Annotated in this window: 13 protein-coding genes; 3 read left to right on the top strand and 10 right to left on the bottom strand. The window is 64.6% G+C overall.

The window, feature by feature from the left end; translation table 11 throughout:
• Positions 1 to 165: 165 nt before the first annotated feature.
• A complete protein-coding gene (locus BMY35_RS34820; RefSeq protein ID WP_256230467.1) occupies positions 166 to 3,570 on the top strand; it encodes a bifunctional diguanylate cyclase/phosphodiesterase in 3,405 nt (1,134 codons plus the stop codon).
• Positions 3,571 to 3,733: 163 nt separating this feature from the next.
• Here the strand turns inward: BMY35_RS34820 and BMY35_RS34815 are convergent, their stop codons facing one another.
• Together BMY35_RS34815 and BMY35_RS34810 are read right to left on the bottom strand one after the other, a co-directional pair.
• A complete protein-coding gene (locus BMY35_RS34815) occupies positions 3,734 to 4,042 on the bottom strand; it encodes a hypothetical protein (RefSeq protein ID WP_093209351.1) in 309 nt (102 codons plus the stop codon).
• Positions 4,035 to 4,547 (bottom strand): type IV toxin-antitoxin system AbiEi family antitoxin domain-containing protein, encoded by a 513-nt coding sequence (locus BMY35_RS34810; RefSeq protein ID WP_093209350.1) that lies wholly within the window; start codon positions 4,545 to 4,547, stop codon positions 4,035 to 4,037. Before BMY35_RS34810 ends, BMY35_RS34815 begins: the two co-directional genes overlap by 8 nt.
• 609 nt (positions 4,548 to 5,156) lie before the next feature.
• Here BMY35_RS34810 and BMY35_RS39080 point away from each other — a divergent pair.
• On the top strand, positions 5,157 to 5,453 hold the full coding sequence (locus tag BMY35_RS39080; protein WP_176947636.1) for a hypothetical protein: 297 nt from the start codon (positions 5,157 to 5,159) through the stop codon (positions 5,451 to 5,453).
• Between the two features lie 36 nt (positions 5,454 to 5,489).
• Positions 5,490 to 6,653, top strand: coding sequence for a PDDEXK nuclease domain-containing protein (locus tag BMY35_RS34800; protein WP_093209347.1), 1,164 nt, complete (start codon positions 5,490 to 5,492; stop codon positions 6,651 to 6,653).
• Between the two features lie 73 nt (positions 6,654 to 6,726).
• Here BMY35_RS34800 and BMY35_RS34795 read toward each other — a convergent pair whose 3' ends face one another.
• From BMY35_RS34795 to BMY35_RS34770, 8 genes are all read right to left on the bottom strand, one after another.
• Positions 6,727 to 7,185, bottom strand: coding sequence for a tripartite tricarboxylate transporter substrate-binding protein (locus BMY35_RS34795; protein ID WP_177213780.1), 459 nt, complete (start codon positions 7,183 to 7,185; stop codon positions 6,727 to 6,729).
• 222 nt (positions 7,186 to 7,407) lie between these two features.
• Positions 7,408 to 7,911: a hypothetical protein gene (locus BMY35_RS34790; protein ID WP_093209343.1), complete on the bottom strand. Its 504-nt coding sequence runs from the start codon at positions 7,909 to 7,911 to the stop codon at positions 7,408 to 7,410.
• Complete coding sequence (locus BMY35_RS38085) at positions 7,908 to 8,192, bottom strand: hypothetical protein (RefSeq protein WP_143080804.1); 285 nt, start codon at positions 8,190 to 8,192, stop codon at positions 7,908 to 7,910. The genes BMY35_RS34790 and BMY35_RS38085 overlap by 4 nt, the downstream gene beginning before the upstream one ends.
• Positions 8,193 to 8,283: 91 nt before the next feature.
• Positions 8,284 to 12,420, bottom strand: a complete 4,137-nt coding sequence (locus BMY35_RS34785; protein ID WP_093209340.1) for an RHS repeat-associated core domain-containing protein — start codon at positions 12,418 to 12,420, stop codon at positions 8,284 to 8,286.
• Positions 12,421 to 12,433: 13 nt separating this feature from the next.
• Positions 12,434 to 14,590 (bottom strand): type VI secretion system Vgr family protein, encoded by a 2,157-nt coding sequence (locus tag BMY35_RS34780; protein ID WP_093209338.1) that lies wholly within the window; start codon positions 14,588 to 14,590, stop codon positions 12,434 to 12,436.
• 468 nt (positions 14,591 to 15,058) lie between these two features.
• Positions 15,059 to 15,574, bottom strand: a complete 516-nt coding sequence (locus BMY35_RS34775) for a hypothetical protein (protein ID WP_093209336.1) — start codon at positions 15,572 to 15,574, stop codon at positions 15,059 to 15,061.
• A 467-nt stretch (positions 15,575 to 16,041) separates the two neighbouring features.
• On the bottom strand, positions 16,042 to 16,458 hold the full coding sequence (locus tag BMY35_RS38080; RefSeq protein ID WP_143080803.1) for a hypothetical protein: 417 nt from the start codon (positions 16,456 to 16,458) through the stop codon (positions 16,042 to 16,044).
• A 166-nt stretch (positions 16,459 to 16,624) separates the two neighbouring features.
• On the bottom strand, positions 16,625 to 17,374 hold the full coding sequence (locus BMY35_RS34770) for a DUF4303 domain-containing protein (RefSeq protein WP_240652205.1): 750 nt from the start codon (positions 17,372 to 17,374) through the stop codon (positions 16,625 to 16,627).
• Between the last annotated feature and the right edge of the window lie 175 nt (positions 17,375 to 17,549).

Below are 17,549 nucleotides of genomic sequence, written 5' to 3'. Positions count from 1 at the left end.
TCCACATGCGGTGCCGTTGTGGTGCATGGTTGTCTCTCGTGTTCAAGAGGGCCGCATGCTTTCGTTGGCCAGGTGCAAGGCTCGGTGCGTTTGAATTAAGCATTAAGGCTTCTGGCTTGCAGCAAGCCCTCCGGACAAGGCTTTGACATCCTCGTAACTAATTGCGTGACGCTGCGGTATTGGCCCGATATATTGCGGCAACGATGCAATGGCCTGAGCCAGCGACGGAGGGCGAGTCCCATGTCAATGTCCATCTGGGTCAAGGTTCGCCTTTCGCTGGCGATTCTTGGGATCGGCGCGACGCTGTCGGTTGCACTCGGCATCTCTGCCCATCAGGAAATCGGACGCAACGCCCAGGAACGCTTCGACGCCACTGCGCTCGATCTGGCGCAGAAGGTCGAAGCCCGCTTCGACGACTACATTGCCGTGCTGATCGGCCTGCGTGCGCGATTCAACACCCTCGAGGACGTGACGCGAAGCGACTTCAGGGACTACGTCGCGGGGCTCAACCTGGCGAGCGCGTACCCCGGGTTCCAGGCTGTCACCTACGCACCCTCCATCGCGGCCCATAAGAAGAAGGCCTTCGAAGAGGAGGTCCGCCGCGATGCCAGCCTCGGTGCCGGCGTGGCCTCCAGCTTCGCCATCAAGCCGCCCGGCGAGCGGGACATCTACTACCCGCTGGTCTACATCGAACCCCAGGCCGGCAACGAGATGCTGCTGGGCAATGACCTCGGTGCGATGTCCGATCGAGGCAGCGCGCTCGAGCAGGGGCGTGACACAGGCGGGCTGGTCACCTCCGGGCGCAAGGTTCGCCTCCCGGGGCGCGAGGCCGACATCGGACTGGCCATGCGTTTGCCGGTCTATCGCCCGCAAATGCCGCTCGATACGCTCGAGCAGCGGCGCAGTGCCTACATCGGTTCGGTGGGCGCGGGCTTCAGCATCGCGGGGGTGCTGCGCGACGTGGTCAGCCCCGATACCGTGCGGACGCTGCGGCTGCGCCTGGTCGACGCAGGGCCAGGCAAGGCAGCGATCGGCACGCGCATCGAGACCCGGTTCGTCCCACCCACCGCATTCAGCGAGCAGCAGTTGTTGTTCGACAGTGCCGCGTTGGCGAAGCCCGCAGTTGCGGCCACTTCGCCGGCACACCGACTCCAGCGCTCGCTCGGTTTCGAACTGGGTGGCCATTCGTGGCTGGTCGAGGTCGAGCAGGACGAAGACCAGGTCTTCGGCCCGCTCGACAAGGCCGTCCCGTGGTCCATCGTTCTCGGAGGGCTGGCGACCAGCATGCTGTTGGCCGGCATCATCTTCTCCTTGACCACCTCGCGCAGCCGGGCCCAGGTCCTGGCGAACGAGATGACCAGCCACCTGCGCGTCAGTGAACGCCAATGGAAGGACGCACAGCAGCTGGCCAGTCTGGGCAGCTGGACCCTCGATCCCGAAACCGGGGCCCTGCAATGCTCCGAAGAAGCTCAGCGCATCCTGGGCTTCGGGGACGATCCCGCGCCGTCGGACCTGCACGCGCTGCTGTCGCGCGTGCCGGCCCTGGAACGACCCGCAGTCCGCCGGCAGATCGCGCGGGTCTTCCATTCCACGGAGCGCAGCGAATTCGAGCACCGCCTGAGCCTGCCCGATGGCACCGAACGCTGGCTCCACGTCATTGCACAGTCGACCGAGGAAGATGGGAAGACGCTGGTGCGTGGCACGGTGCGCGACGCCACGCAGCCGCGCAAGGATGCGCTGCGCCAGAAGCTCGAGTACAAGATCGCCCGGCTGCTGGCCGGCGACGGCAGGGCCGAGACGGTGATGGGGCTGGCGCTGGAGGCGATATGCACCGACCTGCGCTGGGACTGCGGCGCGTTGTGGAGCGTGGGCGAGGACGGCCTGGTTCGTTGTGATGCCGCCTGGCATGCCGAAGACAAGGACTCGGCAGTGACGCGGTTCGTGCGCGACAGCCGCCTGCGCGAGTACCGGCCCGGCGAAGGCTCGCTCGGCCGTGCCTGGAAGACCGGCGTCGTGCGGGTCGACACGCAGGCCTCTACGGGCCATTTCGCCCGTGACGCGATGGCCCGCGACGCGGGGCTGACCACCGGCCTCATCGTGCCCATGGTTGCCGCCAGTGCGACCATGGCGCTGGAACTCTTCAGCTCCAGCCCCACCGTTGCGGAGGCCGAGACGCTGGAGTCGCTGCGCGTGATCGCCTTGCAGATCGCCCAGTACAAACAGCGCAAGCTCGCCGAGCGCAGCCTGCGCTTCATGGCCAGCCACGATGGGCTGACGGGGTTGTTTAACCGCGCGGCGCTGCAAGACGAACTCGCGCGCGCCATCAGGCGCAGCAACCGCAGCCAGAAGCAGTTCGCGGTGCTGTTCGTCGACCTGGACCGCTTCAAGCACATCAACGACACCCTGGGCCACGGCGCGGGCGACGAGATGATCAGGATCTGTGGCGAACGCCTGGCGGCCCTGCTGAACGGCACCGATGTCGTGGCGCGCTTTGGCGGTGACGAGTTCGTGCTGCTGCTGGAGGACCTGGACAGCGCGAACGATGCCGCGGTGCTTGCCGAAAAGGTGTTGGACTGTTGCGCCGAGCCCTTCGTCATCGAAGGGCGCGAGCTGCACGTCAGCGCCAGCGTCGGCGTGAGCATCTATCCGGAGAACGGCGGCGATGCCGAGGCGCTGCTGAAGAACGCCGACACCGCGATGTACCACGCCAAGGAAAAAGGCCGCAACACCTACCGCTTCTACGCGGCCAAGATGAATGCGCAGAGCACCGAGCAACTGATGCTGGAGAGCGCACTGCGCCGCGCCCTGGAGCGCGGCGAGCTGGAGATGCACTACCAGCCGAAGCTGAACCTGCAGACCCAGCGCATCGTCGGTGTCGAAGCGCTCATGCGCTGGCATCATCCGGTTCTGGGCATGGTGCCGCCGGTGCAGTTCATCCCGATCGCCGAGGAGCTCGGCCTGATCGTGTCGATGGGCAGGTGGGCACTGGAGCAGGCCTGCGCCGACGCGCTCGCCTGGCAGAAGCACGGTCTGCCGCAGGTGCTGATCAGCGTCAACCTGTCGCCGCGGCAGTTCGAAAGCCGCACGCTCGTGGCCGACGTCAAGGCCGTCCTGGATGCCTCGGGGCTCGATCCGTCACTGCTGGAGCTGGAGATCACCGAGAGCGCGATGATGGCGAACCCGGAGCAGGCGGTGGAACTGCTGCGCACGATCCGGGACATCGGCGTCGGCCTCGCCATCGACGATTTCGGAACGGGCTACTCCTCGCTGTCCCACCTGAAGCACTTTCCGCTGTCGACGGTCAAGATCGACCGCTCGTTCATCAACGACCTTTCGCAGGATGCAGATGCGCGTGCACTCATCGACGGCATCGTCACGCTGGCCCACGGGCTGCGGATGAAGGTCGTGGCCGAGGGCATCGAGACCGCCGCCCAGCTCGAGTTCCTGCGCAGCCACGGATGCGACGAGGCCCAGGGCTACTGGCTGTGCAAGCCCGTGTCTGCCGGCGAAGCGCGCGATTTCATGGCGCGTCACCTGCGCAACCAGTTTGCTCCATCGGTGCTCGCCTGATGGCTTCCATGCTCAATGCCTTCCTGGGGCATTGGTCGAGTGCTGCCGCGCGGCAGCCCCACCAGGTTCGTGCAGTCAAAGGGCAGCGCTGCGCACGAGCTCGATGTCCGTCGCCATCCGCTCAAGTGGGGCGGAAAGACTGCCCAGGCACCCTCACGGTTGGTCAACAGCGTGAGCGGGGCCTGAGAGCCGTAGAGTTGAAAGTCTTCGAACCCTTCGGGACGGCCTTTTCGGGCAGAAGTTCGGCGCGGTCTGTTCCGGCCCATGGGTACAGGGCGCTGAAAAGCAGTTGGTGGACTTCCAGAAAGTCTTCATACCCGATCCGCTCGCGTCGGGAGAGGTACGCGAGCGCCTCTGGAAGCTGCGCGCGAAACAGTGCGTGCTCAGCAACCTTGACGATGTCGAGGTCCTTATCCTGATGCGAGTTGCGCAAATATCCGGCTGTCTCAAAGTCCCCGAATGGATCAAACATGTGCCTTGAGTGCACGGTGATGTGCCATGACCATCTTTGTCATGTCTACCGGTGACAGCTTGCCGGCGCGCGCGAGCGCCACGAGCAGGTCGTCGGTTGAATCGCTTGCGATGTCGTCCCCAGCAAGCTTGGTGACGCTGGCAACCCAGCGATCGCTGAAAGTCGGAACGTACGAAACGCCCACGCGCTTGGCCAGCGCCATCACGTGTCGTGAAACAGCCGTGATTCTCTGAGCCTTGAGCTTTTCCCTCGTGGATGTAGCTTGGCGCGCGTCCGCCTGCCGCTTACGGGCGGATTGAAGCAGAGCTTGTTTGCCCTGTGAAGCCAACTTCGTGGGCAGGGCGTACACGCCGCGTTCGATACGCGATATGGAGCCTTTGCGACAGAGCTCGGCCAAGGCGGCAGACACCTGACTGGCACTGCCCAGAGAGCTGAGGTCGGAGCGCAGGACCACGCCATCGCTTCGAGGGCGTAGCGCTTGAAGAATGCGAGCCTGAACATCCATCTGGTTGATTTTAGAGATGGTGTTTTTTCTTTATAAATCATGGATTTATGAGAATCCCAAGCGCTGGTTGGATTTGGGTGGCCCCAAGGCGGTGGGCCGAATCTCGGCGAGCAGTTCCAGCAAAACTTCAAGAAGCAGCTCGAGGCCAGATGCCGATCGGCCATTGCATGTATGGGCTTCCCGTACGGCTTCTCGCTCGCGGCAACGGTGACGATGCGCTCTTCGAAATTTGCGATGGCTCGGGCCGTGTCGCGCACGTGCACCTCGCGTGGTCAAGAAGTCAGCAGCGCCTGCCCTGGCCCGGCGCAACGATCTATCAAGCCTTGATGAATGGGTCGAAAAGGTGATGCTCCCCCAGCACAGGGACTGGATCGGTGCTAGACGTCGGGGCGGTGGCGATCTACAACACGGATGCGGCTTCGAGCTCTCGGCTGCCGGTTCCGCTCGCAAGCCTTCGTGTCCTATCGCCGGATATAGCTCTTCGCCCCCGTGTCGCTCAAGCAGTACCGCCCGCCGCGCGGGCCCGTGCAGATGTTGTTCGAACGGCAAGAGCGGTCGCCGGCCGCCGATGGGCGTTGCGGGGCAGCAAGATGGAGTGCAGGCCCACCCGTGCCGCAGGGCCTGCCTTCGGAGCTGCTGCAGCGCCGCCTCGACATCCTGCAGGCCGAGCGCGACCTCAAGGCAGACAACGCCTGCATCGGCGTGGCGCGCGGCCTTCTCTCCGCGCATCAGCGTCATTGCGTCGGCGGGCACGTGGGGCAGCGAGCGCTCGGGGTTGTGCAAGGGCGGCTCGGGCCTGTTGATAAGATGACCGGCTATGTCAAGGCGATGGAGACCTCCGATGAAGCATTTCAGGAGGGGCGTCGTCCCGGTGGCTACGGACGGTGCCACTTGCGGAGGTCTTGAAGGGGAGGCTGGAATCTCCTCGTCCGGGGTGCCCGCATGACGGCGACCACGCCTGAGCTTGCCGGCTACGGTGGCGTGCACGCGGACATCGTCTCGCTGCTGGAGGCGGCCCGCCAGGCGACCGCGCGCAGCGTCAACGCGCTGATGACGGCCACCTACTGGGAGATCGGCCGTCGGGTCGTCGAGTTCGAGCAGGGTGGACAAGAACGAGCCGCCTATGGCGAGGCACTCATCGAGCGCCTGTCAGCGGACCTCTCGGCACGATTTGGCCGAGGATTCAGCCGGCAGAACCTGTGGCAGATGCGGCTCTTCTATACCGCCTGGCCTTCGTCTCGGCCCCAGCGGCCGCCGTCCACTCCATCGCGCGCACGCCGGATTCCCCAGACACCGTCTGGAGAATCGGCCTTTCCCGAGAAACTCCAGACGGTGTCTGGGGCCTTGCCCGACCTGCTGTCGATCGCCCAGGCGTTCCCTCTCCCCTGGTCGGCCTATGTGCGTCTGCTGTCGGTCAAAAACTCGCAGGCCCGGGCCTTCTACGAAACCGAGGCCCTGCGGGGAGGCTGGTCCGTGCGGCAACTGGACCGCCAGATCGGCAGCCAGTTCTACGAGCGCACCGCGCTGTCTGCCGACAAGGCGGCCATGCTGACCAAGGGCGCGGTCGCCGAGTCCGCCGACGCACTCACGCCTGAACAGGCCATCAAGGACCCCTTCGTGCTGGAGTTTCTCAATCTCAAGGACGAATATTCGGAATCCGATCTGGAGGGCGCCTTGATCCAGCACTTGGCGGACTTCCTTCTGGAGCTGGGTGACGATTTCGCCTTCGTCGGGCGCCAACGGCGGCTGCGCATCGACGACAGCTGGTTTCGTGTCGACCTCCTGTTCTTCCATCGTCGACTGAAGTGCTTGCTGGTCATCGACCTGAAGGTCGGCAAGTTCAGCTATGCCGACGCTGGGCAGATGCACCTGTATCTGAACTACGCCCGAGAGCACTGGATGAAGCCCGGGGAGAACCCGCCAGTGGGGCTGATCATGTGCGCGGAAAAGGGAGCTGCGGAAGCCCGCTACGCATTGGAAGGACTGCCGAACAAGGTGCTGGCCGCTGAATACCAGACCATGCTGCCAGACGAGAAGTTGCTGGCTGAGGAACTGGCCAAGACTCGGCGCGAACTGGAGACCCGGCACATCAAGCCCGGCCAGTGACGAGGCCTGGCAGCGCGCACTGGATGTACCGGATTCTCCGGCCTTCGCATCAAGACATGTCCGTGCTGCAGTGTCACGCACGCGGTACATCAGAGTTCGCCTCCTGCCCGAGGCGGAACTCGCGCTTCAATCCAGCTGCAGCCCTGGTCTTCTGCGCGATGACGCCCCACTTAGCAAAGTCTTCTCGACCGCGGCCTTGGGCATCCTGAGGCGAGTTGGCCTCGACGCGCAGATCCATCTCGGCCAGCCGGGCGCGCACGGCAGGCGCTTGCAGGGCCGTACGGACGTCGCGCTGGATCTTGTCCACAGTGGGTGCGGGAAGACCGGAGGGGGCCATCAAGGTCTCGAAGAAGGTCGCATCGAAGCCGGGATGGCCGCTTTCGGCCACCGTCGGAACGGTCGGCAGCAAGCCCGATCTTTCCTTGCCGGAAACCGCGATGGCGCGCAGCCGGCCGCTCTGGATATGAGGCAGAACCACCGACGCGACAATGAAGCCGCAGTCCACGTTGCCGCCCATGATGTCCAGCGCCACCGGGCCGGGTCCGCCGGCTGCGCCACATGCACGACGCGCAGATCCATCGCCAGCGCCCGCGCGGCGTCCTCGAACTCGGCGGTGGAGGGGGATTCGGGCCGAGCGCCAGCAGCGTCCACGGCTGTTGATGCCGACTCCAAGGTGCGAGGTGCGCATGATCGGCAGTTGGGCGCAGTTCCTGAATGGAGAGGGCGAGGGTGGCCGACGGTCACCGGCCGGCGTTCATTCGCCCTCGGGCACGAACAGTCCCCAGTAGGAGTCCAGCGCATCCTGGCACAGGCGCCATTGCCTTTTCTTCTCGACGCGCGACAGGAGCACCAGTGCCACACATCCGGCTTGCGCGTCGTCCAGGGATGCGAGGAAGCCGGGCTCTTCTGCTCTGAACACATTGCCGAGGTTCAGGTGCATCTCGATGAAGTGCTCTGAGAGCAAGTCCTCGCGGGGCCCCGCGATGTACGACAGCAGCGAGGGAAACACACGCCGGTAGGCCTCGATCTCGAGCTGCGCGATGCTCTGCCACGCATCGAGGTGCAGCGCGAGGATGGCCGGCCAGTCGAACTGCGTCCAGCGCCTGCCGCCCAACTGCTCGTTGAGGCGCGCGATGCCTTGGCCGTCGAAGCCCAGGGAGGCGTCTTCGGCATGGCACTGCGCCGCCAGCCGTTCCTCGGGAAAGGCTTCCAGTACCCGGCTGCACAGGGATTCCTCGTCGAGGTCTTGGCCGCTCATGGCGTGCCTGCGCAGTTCTTGTAGGCGTTCCAGACGTTGCCGGCCTGTTGCTTATGGTTGTAGTCGCCGCCCGCAAAGCACTGATTCATGATTTCCTCGCGCGCATTGTCCGAAAGCCTGTCTTCTCGCCGAAAGCGTCGAAGCAGGCGCACCGATGCCGAGAAGTACCTGCTGCTGGCCGCCTCAACCTCGCGGAGTGCGTCGCCTTCGTCGGATGCTCGGCCGCCTCCTGATGATCGCAGGCTCCAACCCTGGTCAAGGCGGAACGGCCAGACGTTCACAGCATACCTGCCTGGTCCACAGCGACGGTCGTTTGCAGGGAGGCGTACTGCGCCCCCACGAAGTGCGTGAACGAAGCGGGCCGCGCGTTCTTCATACGCATTTCTTCGGCTCTTGTACCTGCTCCACGCGTACCGGGCGCGGCGGTGGCGCCGGGAAGTTGGTCCGGCCGCCGGTCGGCAATCCAAAAATGAGGAAGATGCCTACCAAGCAGGCTGCAGCGGTGCTCTTGGCATCCGCCACCTGCACGCAGTCTGGGCAGTTCTGCGCGCCGCCGGACAGGGGGCCCTGCACTGGTGCGCCGTCGAGCCCCGAGGTCGACGTGCCGGCGTAGGCATAGAGCCCCATTGGATCGGAGAACTGCACCGGATTCTGTTGGGCGTAGCTGAAGAGCGCGATACCGCCGGTCAATCCGATCGGATCCTGGTTGACGTAGCTGCCGATGTCCGGGTCATAGTGGCGGTGCCGGTTGTAGCAAAGCCCGGTCTCCGCGTCGTAGTGCTGGCCCGGCAAGCGGATGGGCTGGCTGATGCCGCGCGGGTTGAATTCCTGCAGAAGGTTGCCCCAGGGATCACAGCGGCCCATCCATACCAGCCGGCCTCGCTCGTCCGTCAGCGCCTGTGGCGTGCCTAGGTAGTCGCAGTGATAGTGGCGCACCGCGACTGACCGCGTGTCATCTGCGACAGGCAAGGCCTCGAGTGCTTGCGCCGATGCGGGCAGCCCGTCGCGTAGCATCTGGCGGACCTGCGTGTCCATGCGCTCGCGCATGTCCAGCGGCAAGGCATCGAAAGCCTCGTGCAGTGCCTGCTGCATGCGCGGGTCGCGCGCCTGCGCCGCGAGGGCCGCCAGTCCCGTGGGCGTGGCGCCGCCTGCGGCGCTGAACTGCACCAGCGGCGTGAAGCTGCCCGGCTCATACACCGTGTGGACCACCTGTCGCTCGCTCTCCGGGCTCCAGTGCTCCACATGCACCAAGTGGTCGCCGTCCCAGCCGTAGAAGGTGCGGCTTTCTCGCGCCGCCTTGCCTGGGGTCTGTTCGCTCACCGTCTTGGTCAGTCGACGACCGTGGACGTCGTAGAGATGGCGGCTGACGATCACGCTTCCATCCGCTTCGGTCGCGTGCGACTCGACGAGCCTGTTGGCGCCGTCATAGCGCAGCACAAGCCGCCGGCCATCGCGTCGCAGCGACTGTACCCGGTTGCCGCGGCTGTCGTAGGCGAACACCGCATCGTCGCCGTGGCCTACGCGATTGTCGTGCCAGCGCACGATGCCCGCCAGCGACCGCGCCGTGGACGGTCGCGGTTCCTCGCGGTTGAGCAAATCGAAGTCTTGATCGCGCCAGCGGCTGCGGACCTCGGCGGCCCAGCCGTTGTCGTCGTGCGCGAGCTCGAATTGCAGCCGTGTGTCGTCCAAAGACGGCAGGCGATTGCCAGCCGGATCGAAGCGCCAGCGCCGCTCGGCGCTGGTCATGCCCGCTGCACCAATCAGCCGCCCGGCCGCGTCGTGGCGAAACAGCGTATCGCCGCCCGGCGACCGGATTGCCGTGAGTTGGCCTATGTCGTCGTAGTCATAGCGCCGCTGTGTGAGTTGACCGACCAGGGACACGGGCGCGCCTTCGCCGGCCGCATCCCGGCGCTGCAGCCCGGCCATGTCGAGGCTTCGCGCACGCCCCCGCGGATCCCACTGGCGCTGTACTTCGAGCACGCTGCTGCCCGAAGGCGACAACAGCCGGCGCCGGATCTCTCGGTGCAGGCCGTCGCGTTCGATGTCCAGGACGCCGCGGCCGTTGTGCAGCAGGCCGTGCAAGTAGCCCGCGCCATACATCAGATAGTCGAGCCGACCGACATCCTGTAGCAGGCTGGCCTCGCGGTTTCCGAGCGGATCGAGCGTGTGCGAGATGATGTGTTCAAAGGCGATGGTGCTTCCAGTCGGCTTGCCGGGAGTCAACGGTGCGAGGTCGTACACGCGCTGCGTCTCGGCCACGAGATGGCCCGCGGCGTCGCGCTCAATCAGCGCCTCGGCCAGCAGCGGCCCAGCCTCGTCGCTTTCGCCATCGCGCAGGTGGCTGCGCGTTGCCATGAGCTGTCCGGCGGCGTTCCACTGCAGGCGCTCGATGCGCGCGGAACTGTGCGCGGTGGCGGGTACACGAATCTCGCTCAGCCGGCCTAGTGCGTCCCACAGGTAGCGGGTGCGCAACTCATCACGATCCCTGCCATCCGAGGCTTCGACGAGCCGGCCGGCCGCGTCGTAGTGGAAGGCTTGGCGGCGACCATCGAAGCCCCTCTCCTCGACGAGCCGATCCATCGCGTCCCAGGCGAAGCGGCTCACGGCACCATTCTCATTGGTCAGTCGCACCAGTCGACCGGCCTCATCGTAGGCGAAGCGCACTTCCAGTCCGCGCTGCCAGCGCTGTGTGACGCGGCCCCAGAGGTCGTAGGCGAAGCCGATGTCCTGCTCCGCTCCCTTTTCGCGCAACAAGATGCGCACGATACGCCCTGCAGTGTCGCGACGGTAGCGCGTGGTGCCGCCGTCGGGATGGTGCACGGCGGCCAGATGTCCCGCCGCGTCGTACTCGTAGCGGGTGGTCTGCCCGAGCGCGTCGGTCTGCTGCATCGTCAGGCCGCGTGCATTGAACTGCGCCTCGCTGGTTCGACCCGAACAATCGGTACGGCGTATGAGCTGACCCGTGGCGCTCCAGGCGAGTCGGGTAGCGCCGCCCTTCGCATCGACGAGCAAAATGGGGTATTCGCAGGTCAGAGGAGCCGCCTCGGGCGAGGGGTACTCTCGGCGCTCCACATGCCCGTTCGGCCGCGTAACGCGCGTCAGACGGCCCCACTCGTCGTGCTCCATCCATGTGGCGCGTCCGGCCGCGTCAACGGTCTGCACGAGAAGGCCGGTCGCCTCGTCGTACTCGAGCAACGAATGCCCGCCATCCGGCGCCTGGCTGCCCAACGCGCGCCCTTGACCGTCGTAGCGCAGTCGGGTCACTGCGCCCAGCGGGTCGATGGCCTCGACGAGACGGCCCGCCGCATCGTAGGCATAACCCAGGCGGCTGCCATCCGCGCGCACCTGCTCCACCAGCCTCGACAGGCCTCCCTCACCCTCGAAGCGATAGACCTCGACGCGCCTCAGGCTGTCGACGACGCGCGTTTGCCTGCCAGTGGGCGTAAGCTCGTAGTCGAAGCGGTAGTTCAGGCCCTCCTCATTGAAGTGTTCGACCACGCGCGCGCCAGGATCGAGACTTTCGTAGCGGTAGGTGTGGCGCGGACCGCCCAGGTATCGGTGACCCACCATCAGGTGCCGCTGCCAAGCGAATTCGCGCACCAGCCGACCCGCGCGGTCGTGCACGGTCAGCAGGTCGCCATCAGGCGAATAGCTGTAGCGCACCAGCATGACGGATTCCGCGGGATCGGTCACCAGCGGATCCTCGGCCAGTTCGATGCCAGTCAGCCGCCAGCCGCAGTCGGCGTGCCACAGCCCCTGTGCCGCCACTGGCGCGTGCACCTGACGCCAGCTCAGCCGGTAGCGGCGCCCCACGCCGTCGACGATGCCGGTGACACGGTCGAACTCGTCGCGCTGGAAGCTCTGGCACCGTCCGAAGCGGTCCTGCTGGTGGCACAGCAGGTAGTGCGTGCCCGCGCTGGCTTCGGAATGCGTCTGCGCAGCCTGCAGCACCCAGAAGGTCTGCGCCTGGCCGTTGGTGACCACGATACTGTGCGGATCGGCGCCGAACTCGGCGAGCACACGCCGGAAGCGCGCCTCGCGCGTCCATGCCGCGTCGCCAGGACGATTGGCGCCACGCAGCAGCCACAGGTCCTCGCTCGGACTGTAGATTGACCCGCCCTCAGGCAAGGCATCAAAGGTAACCACTCGGCCCATGCCGGTGATCAGCCGGCAGGCCTCCTCGCCCGCTTCCATGCGAAGGATGCCCGGCAAGGTCCAGCCATGTCCCAGCGGACCGCACGGCGCGCCGTGCTCTGGGTTGACGTAGCTGCTGTACTGGCGCTGCCACACCAGCGGCATCGCACCGGGCAGGGCGAAGTCCAGTTCGGGCTCTCCCATGAGGACCTTGGCTCCCAGCGAGGGACTCACCGGGTTGCCGACCGTGACGCCGCCCGGGCACTCCGAGCAGGCAACGCCACCTTGGCTGCCGATCAGCACCGTGCCCGATCCGCTGACGACCTTGCCGCCGGAGACGCTGTCCGAGATGCGCGCCGCTGGTTTACCGCTCATGGGGACGTGACTCCTAGCAGTTGAGCTTGTCGAGGGGCGAGAGGATCTCGATCCGTCCCGCCGTGATGCGGATGGTGCTGGCGCCGCAGCTCAGCGTGATTTCGTCGTCGGCCGAGATCGCGACCTTGCGGCCGTGCATGCGCAGCGTGTCACCCACCGCGAGCGAATCGTTACGCCCCACCACGGTGTCGCGCGCATCGCCGACGCGCACAGTCTGCGTCTGGCCCACGTTCAGGGTCTGGTCGACGCCGACATTGGTCATCATGGTCACGCCGATGTTTTCCATGTAGCTCACGCCGATAGACATGATTTTGAAGAGGCCCACGTTCTGGGTGTACCCCATGCCCACGGTCTGCATCTTGAAGCGGCCGACGGAGATGGTCTCGTTGAGGTCCACCCGCTCGACGCGGTTCTGATGGATGGTGATGGTCTCGTCCTGGTCGACCTCCTCGGTGCGCCAGCCGTGCACATTGATCTTCTCGTTGCGGTCCACGACCTCGGTGCGATCGCGATGGATCGTGTTGAACTCGTCGCGGTCGATGGTCTTGCGCCGGTCGTTGCCGACCCACTTGTCCTCGTCGTGCTCGACCTCGGTGAGCTGGTCCTTCTGCGCATGCAGCCACAGCTGCTCCTGGCCGGCCTTGTCCTCGAAGCGCAGCGCGTTGGCCGTGCCGGGCGAGTCCTTCATCCCGTCGCCCGGCGTTCCTCCCTGGGAAGAGCGCGTGAGGATGCCCGACTGGGTCTTGTTGGCCGGCAGCTCCCAGGGCGGCATCTGCGCCGCGTTGTAGACCCGGCCGGTGACGATGGGGTAGTCCGGGTCGCCGTTGAGGAAGTCGACGATCACCTCCTGGCCGATGCGCGGCACGTGCATGGTGCCGTAGTTGCTGCCGGCCCAGGTCTGCGAGACGCGGATCCAGCACGATGAGTTCTCGTCCATCTTGCCGTAGCGGTCCCAGTGGAACTGCACCTTGATGCGGCCGTACTCGTCGGTGTGGATCTCCTCGCCCGCGGGCCCCACCACCACGGCGGTCTGCGGGCCGGTGGTGCGCGGCTTGGGCGTGATGCGCGCGGCGCGGTAGCTGGCGCTGTCGGGCAGGACCTCGAAGGTCTGGCGGTAGCTCGTGCCGCTGGTGCCCTCGGCATAGGCCGCATCGGCGGCGCCGATCTGGCGCAGCGCGTTTTCCTGGAAGTCGTAGGTGACGGCTTCGATCAGGTAGCGCCGGTTCTCCTGCGATCGCGGATGGCGCGTCAACTCGAACAGGTAGCCCGGCGCCAGGTGCCGCAGGTTGCCGTGGCCGGTGATCAACTCGCGCCGCGCGCCTTGTTGCTCGACGCGCACGCGCGCGTAGTTCTCGCCGTCGCCCATCTCGGTGTAGCCGCCCGGCCAGTCGTAGAGTTCGTAGTGGTCCCGTTCGTGGCCCGCGGGCTGCTGTCGCGTCGTGTCGATCTCGGCGTTGGGCTTCTTGAAGTCGTAGTCGTCCGCTGCGAAGTGGCCCGAGGCGATGTCCTCGCGGTGGCCCCAGGTGTCGATGAAGTCCTGCTCGAGGACCTGGGCCGCAAGCACGCCGGCGTGGTAGGGGATCTTCGCGGGCCCGTGGGCCAGGCTGACGTGCGACGCCATGGCGTCGCACAGCACGAGCTTGTGGCCGCCCCGCGCGTGCTCGAAGAAGTAGTAGAGGCCCTCGAGCTCCATCAGGCGGCTCGCGAAGCTGAAGTCCGTCTCCGCATACTGGACGCAGTAGTCCCAGGTGCGGTAGCTGCCGCTGAACTTGTCCACGATGGTGAAGCCGTAGCGGCCCAGCACGTCGTGCAGCATCTCGGGGACCGTCTTGAACTGGAAGATCTTGAAGTCGGAGCGGCGCGTGGCGTACCACAGCCAGGGCTGCAGCACCGCCTCGTAGATGTGCATGTCGCCGTCGTCCTTGCCGACGTAGGTGAACTGCGTGACCTGCCCGCTGAGAAAGCGCTTGCCGGCCCCTCCCAACTCGGTGGCCAGGTCCACCTCGATGCTCATGTCCTTGCCCAGCAAGCGCTTGGCAGCGATGTCCGAGGTGTCGCTGATCAGGCGCACCCTGTACTCGAAGAGTGAGGAGATCCGTTCCTGTCCGGTCATGGAGCGGAACTTCAGGCGCTCGCCCAGTTCGCTGTGGGCGATGAAGCTGCGGGTCATTCCTTGGGTCTCCCTCGGCTCCGTGCGAGCCACAAACCAAGCTTGTGCTCTGCCTTCTAAACCCGCTTCCGCCATGCCGCAAGTTTCAACCCGCGGTTGGCATCGGGAATGTCGGAAGCAAGTACTACCGTGTCGATGTTCCCTGCGCGCGGATCCCTCGCTGCATCTCGCAGATGGCTTCGTTCTGCTGCGAGATTTGCTGTCCAGCGAAGGATCCCATCGCAGTGGCGCAAGGGCGGATTCGGCGGGTCGATGCAGCGCACCAGCCGCCGCTCAGGCAGGGGGAAGGTTGCAGATGAAGAAGCGGTTGATGCCTGTTCCGCCCAGACGATGATTCGAATCAGCGCTGATCGTGCCCAGCCCGCGGCAGCAGGCAGTCAATCGATGACCTTGATGGGCCGCTTGCCGACATGATGCGTCATGAAAGGCAAGGGGGAACTGCGGCATCGCGAGGCCCGGGCAACTGCTTCACTTGCGATCAGCCGCTGTTGCTGCGCTGGCATCTGGCTGGCCTGCGTCGGTCACCACCCACCAGATGTAAGGGGAGTGGTCGCTCCTGCTCAGGTAGCCATACCTCAACTGATAGTTTTTGCCGGCTTCGAAAGTGAGTTCCTGTTCGTCCAGCCAAAAGGCTGTTGTGAAGATAGACGAGGCTGTTGACCTCAGCTTCTTCGCCGCCGCGACGTGCTCCGGCGGAATCCACGGCCCATCCTGTTTGAAGATCGGCGAGGGCAGCATCACCTGCATCTCAATCTTGTGTTTGCCAGCCAAGATGCGCACAGGGCGATAGAACGAGCAGTTGGTAAAACAGTTGCCCGGCCTTTTTCTGTCGATATTGATGAGCACGGACGCTGGCATCTGGGCAGGTGTGAGCGTCGCTACCTGGTTGCTCCCGAGGCCTTCGGTGGACATCTCAACCGGTCCGTTGGTCGCGCAGCCGGAAAGGGCGTAAAGAATGACGAGGCACGCGAGGTACAGCTTCATACGGAATTCAGGGTTTGTTACCGCTGCCGGCAGCGGTCTACTACGGTTGCGAACGATCCCCGAGAAATTGCCAAGGTGAAGCCGTCGCAGGCTTCTTGCGAGGGAAAGTAGGCATCACTGTCGCGTGGCGCTCCAGACATTTTCAGCACCGCGTGGAACTCTAGTCCTTCGTTCGACGCTCCACATGTTGCAGCCATACCGGCCCGAAAGCGTTCCTGCATTTGGCTTCGGAAGGCAGCGCATAGGTTGTCATCCAACATGTCAACTTGGGCGAGTAGCCGCCCTCCAGAGGTCATCTGCAAGTGCCGAGCGGTGTCCGCACGGGCTGAAACAGCGCATCCGCCTATTGCGACGGCTACGGCGGCGAGGAAGGCAATTTTCATGAGGCTATGCACTGTCGGATTGCTTCTTAACCAGCGGCAACTCGAACGTCTGGTCTTGGCCGTGAGCGGCGCAATCTGTGGTGTCTAGGCAAACTGTTCAGCACGAACCATGCGCGAGTCAGGAAGGAGAACTTGAGGGGCAAGGCCTTCAGCAAGTCTTTCCTGAAAAAAGTTGGACCCGATTCCATCGCTCCATTGGCCGATGGTGTACTCGCAGAGCGCGCCGAGTTCCACAGCGTTCAGCGCGCGCGGAGTTGAGTAGATGGTGCACGCTTCCAGCCCAGTTCCCGAAAAATGAAAGGTCAGATCGCCACCCGTAACACCCAGTGCTGCGAGCCCTCGTGTTCGATCATCGTCTGCGAGGTAATCTGAGAACTCTTCGTCGGTGTAGGCAAGGCCATCAAGAGTCTGGAGTAGTCCGAGATCCTCCACAACTTCGCCATCATCCGAGCGGCGAAAGTCAAACACAGTTGCAGGCGCTGTGAAGGCGATTGTTGGCATTTCCATTCCCTATTAGAAGATCAAATCGTATGTCCGCTTGCGGCCGCATTCTCAAGCGCGGTCGAACGACTGGTTCTGGCCGACTCTATCTTGGAAACTTCGCAAAGCGATCACTCAGGCGAAGCCTCAGGGTCATCCGGCAATCCGCCAAGCTCTTAATCTGAGCTCATTGGCAGAGCTTGATCCAACGTTCGAGTCGCCCCACCACGCGCGAAGTGTTGAGTCTTCCGATCGAGCCTTCCATATCCTCGTTGCCCTCGCTTTGGCATAGCAGAACAACCTCTTCACGCGCGTCGCCCGTGCCGAAGAAACCTTCACGGTCAAGTTGCTCCATCGCGGCAATGCAGGCCTCGAAGAGACCCGCATGCAAGACGTCGAATTCAACATCGCAAGGCAAGTCGCTGCGGTGGCATGACAGGATCATGCGGTAAGCGATGTCGAGGAACTCACCGCCCTCCGTGTAGGGCCATTCGGCGGAGCTCCAGACCTCGCTTTCATCGTCCATGTCGCCCGGAGCGCCCAAAGAGAGATCGCTGGCAGCATGGACGATGGTCATCGCACCGTCATCGCTGCCAAGCGCGAAAAGGCGGATGGTCTTGTCAGGATGGGCCGCGCGAATGGCTTGAAAGGTGTGGCGAGCACCTTCGCGAATCTCTGTAGTGAGTAAGGGGAAGTCGATTCGAGCGGGATCGTGTATGCCGTGGCGCACTCGTTTGTAGCCCTGCGCCTCGATCTCGTTGCTTCGCTGCACGAGGGCTTCCTTTGCGGCTTCGGGACTTGCGAACTCGGCGACCAGGGAGTGCCCCATGGTGTGCACCTTGCCGTTCGCGGTCCACAGCGAGTTGCCGAATTGGCGCAGTTCGTAAAAGTTCGTGGGGACCTCATCGTCGAAGCGGTAGAACAGTGACCAAGTCATCGGTGGGGAAGTCCTTCTGCGGGCGTAGTGTTACCGTGAGCATTCTTGTTGAGGGTTTTTCAAGCGGCTTCTTTCAGCCGAATTTTGCTGGATCGGCGAATGATCGGTCGTGGCCGGGTCGAACCTATGGAGCTCGGGCGTCAAGCTCATCCCGGGTTGGTGCGAGTCCCAAGCT

The organism is Variovorax sp. YR750, from assembly GCF_900109805.1.
Lineage (GTDB): Bacteria > Pseudomonadota > Gammaproteobacteria > Burkholderiales > Burkholderiaceae_C > Variovorax > Variovorax gossypii.
The sequence above is the reverse complement of the archived record's forward strand: the minus strand, read 5'-3'. Positions and strand labels throughout refer to the sequence as shown.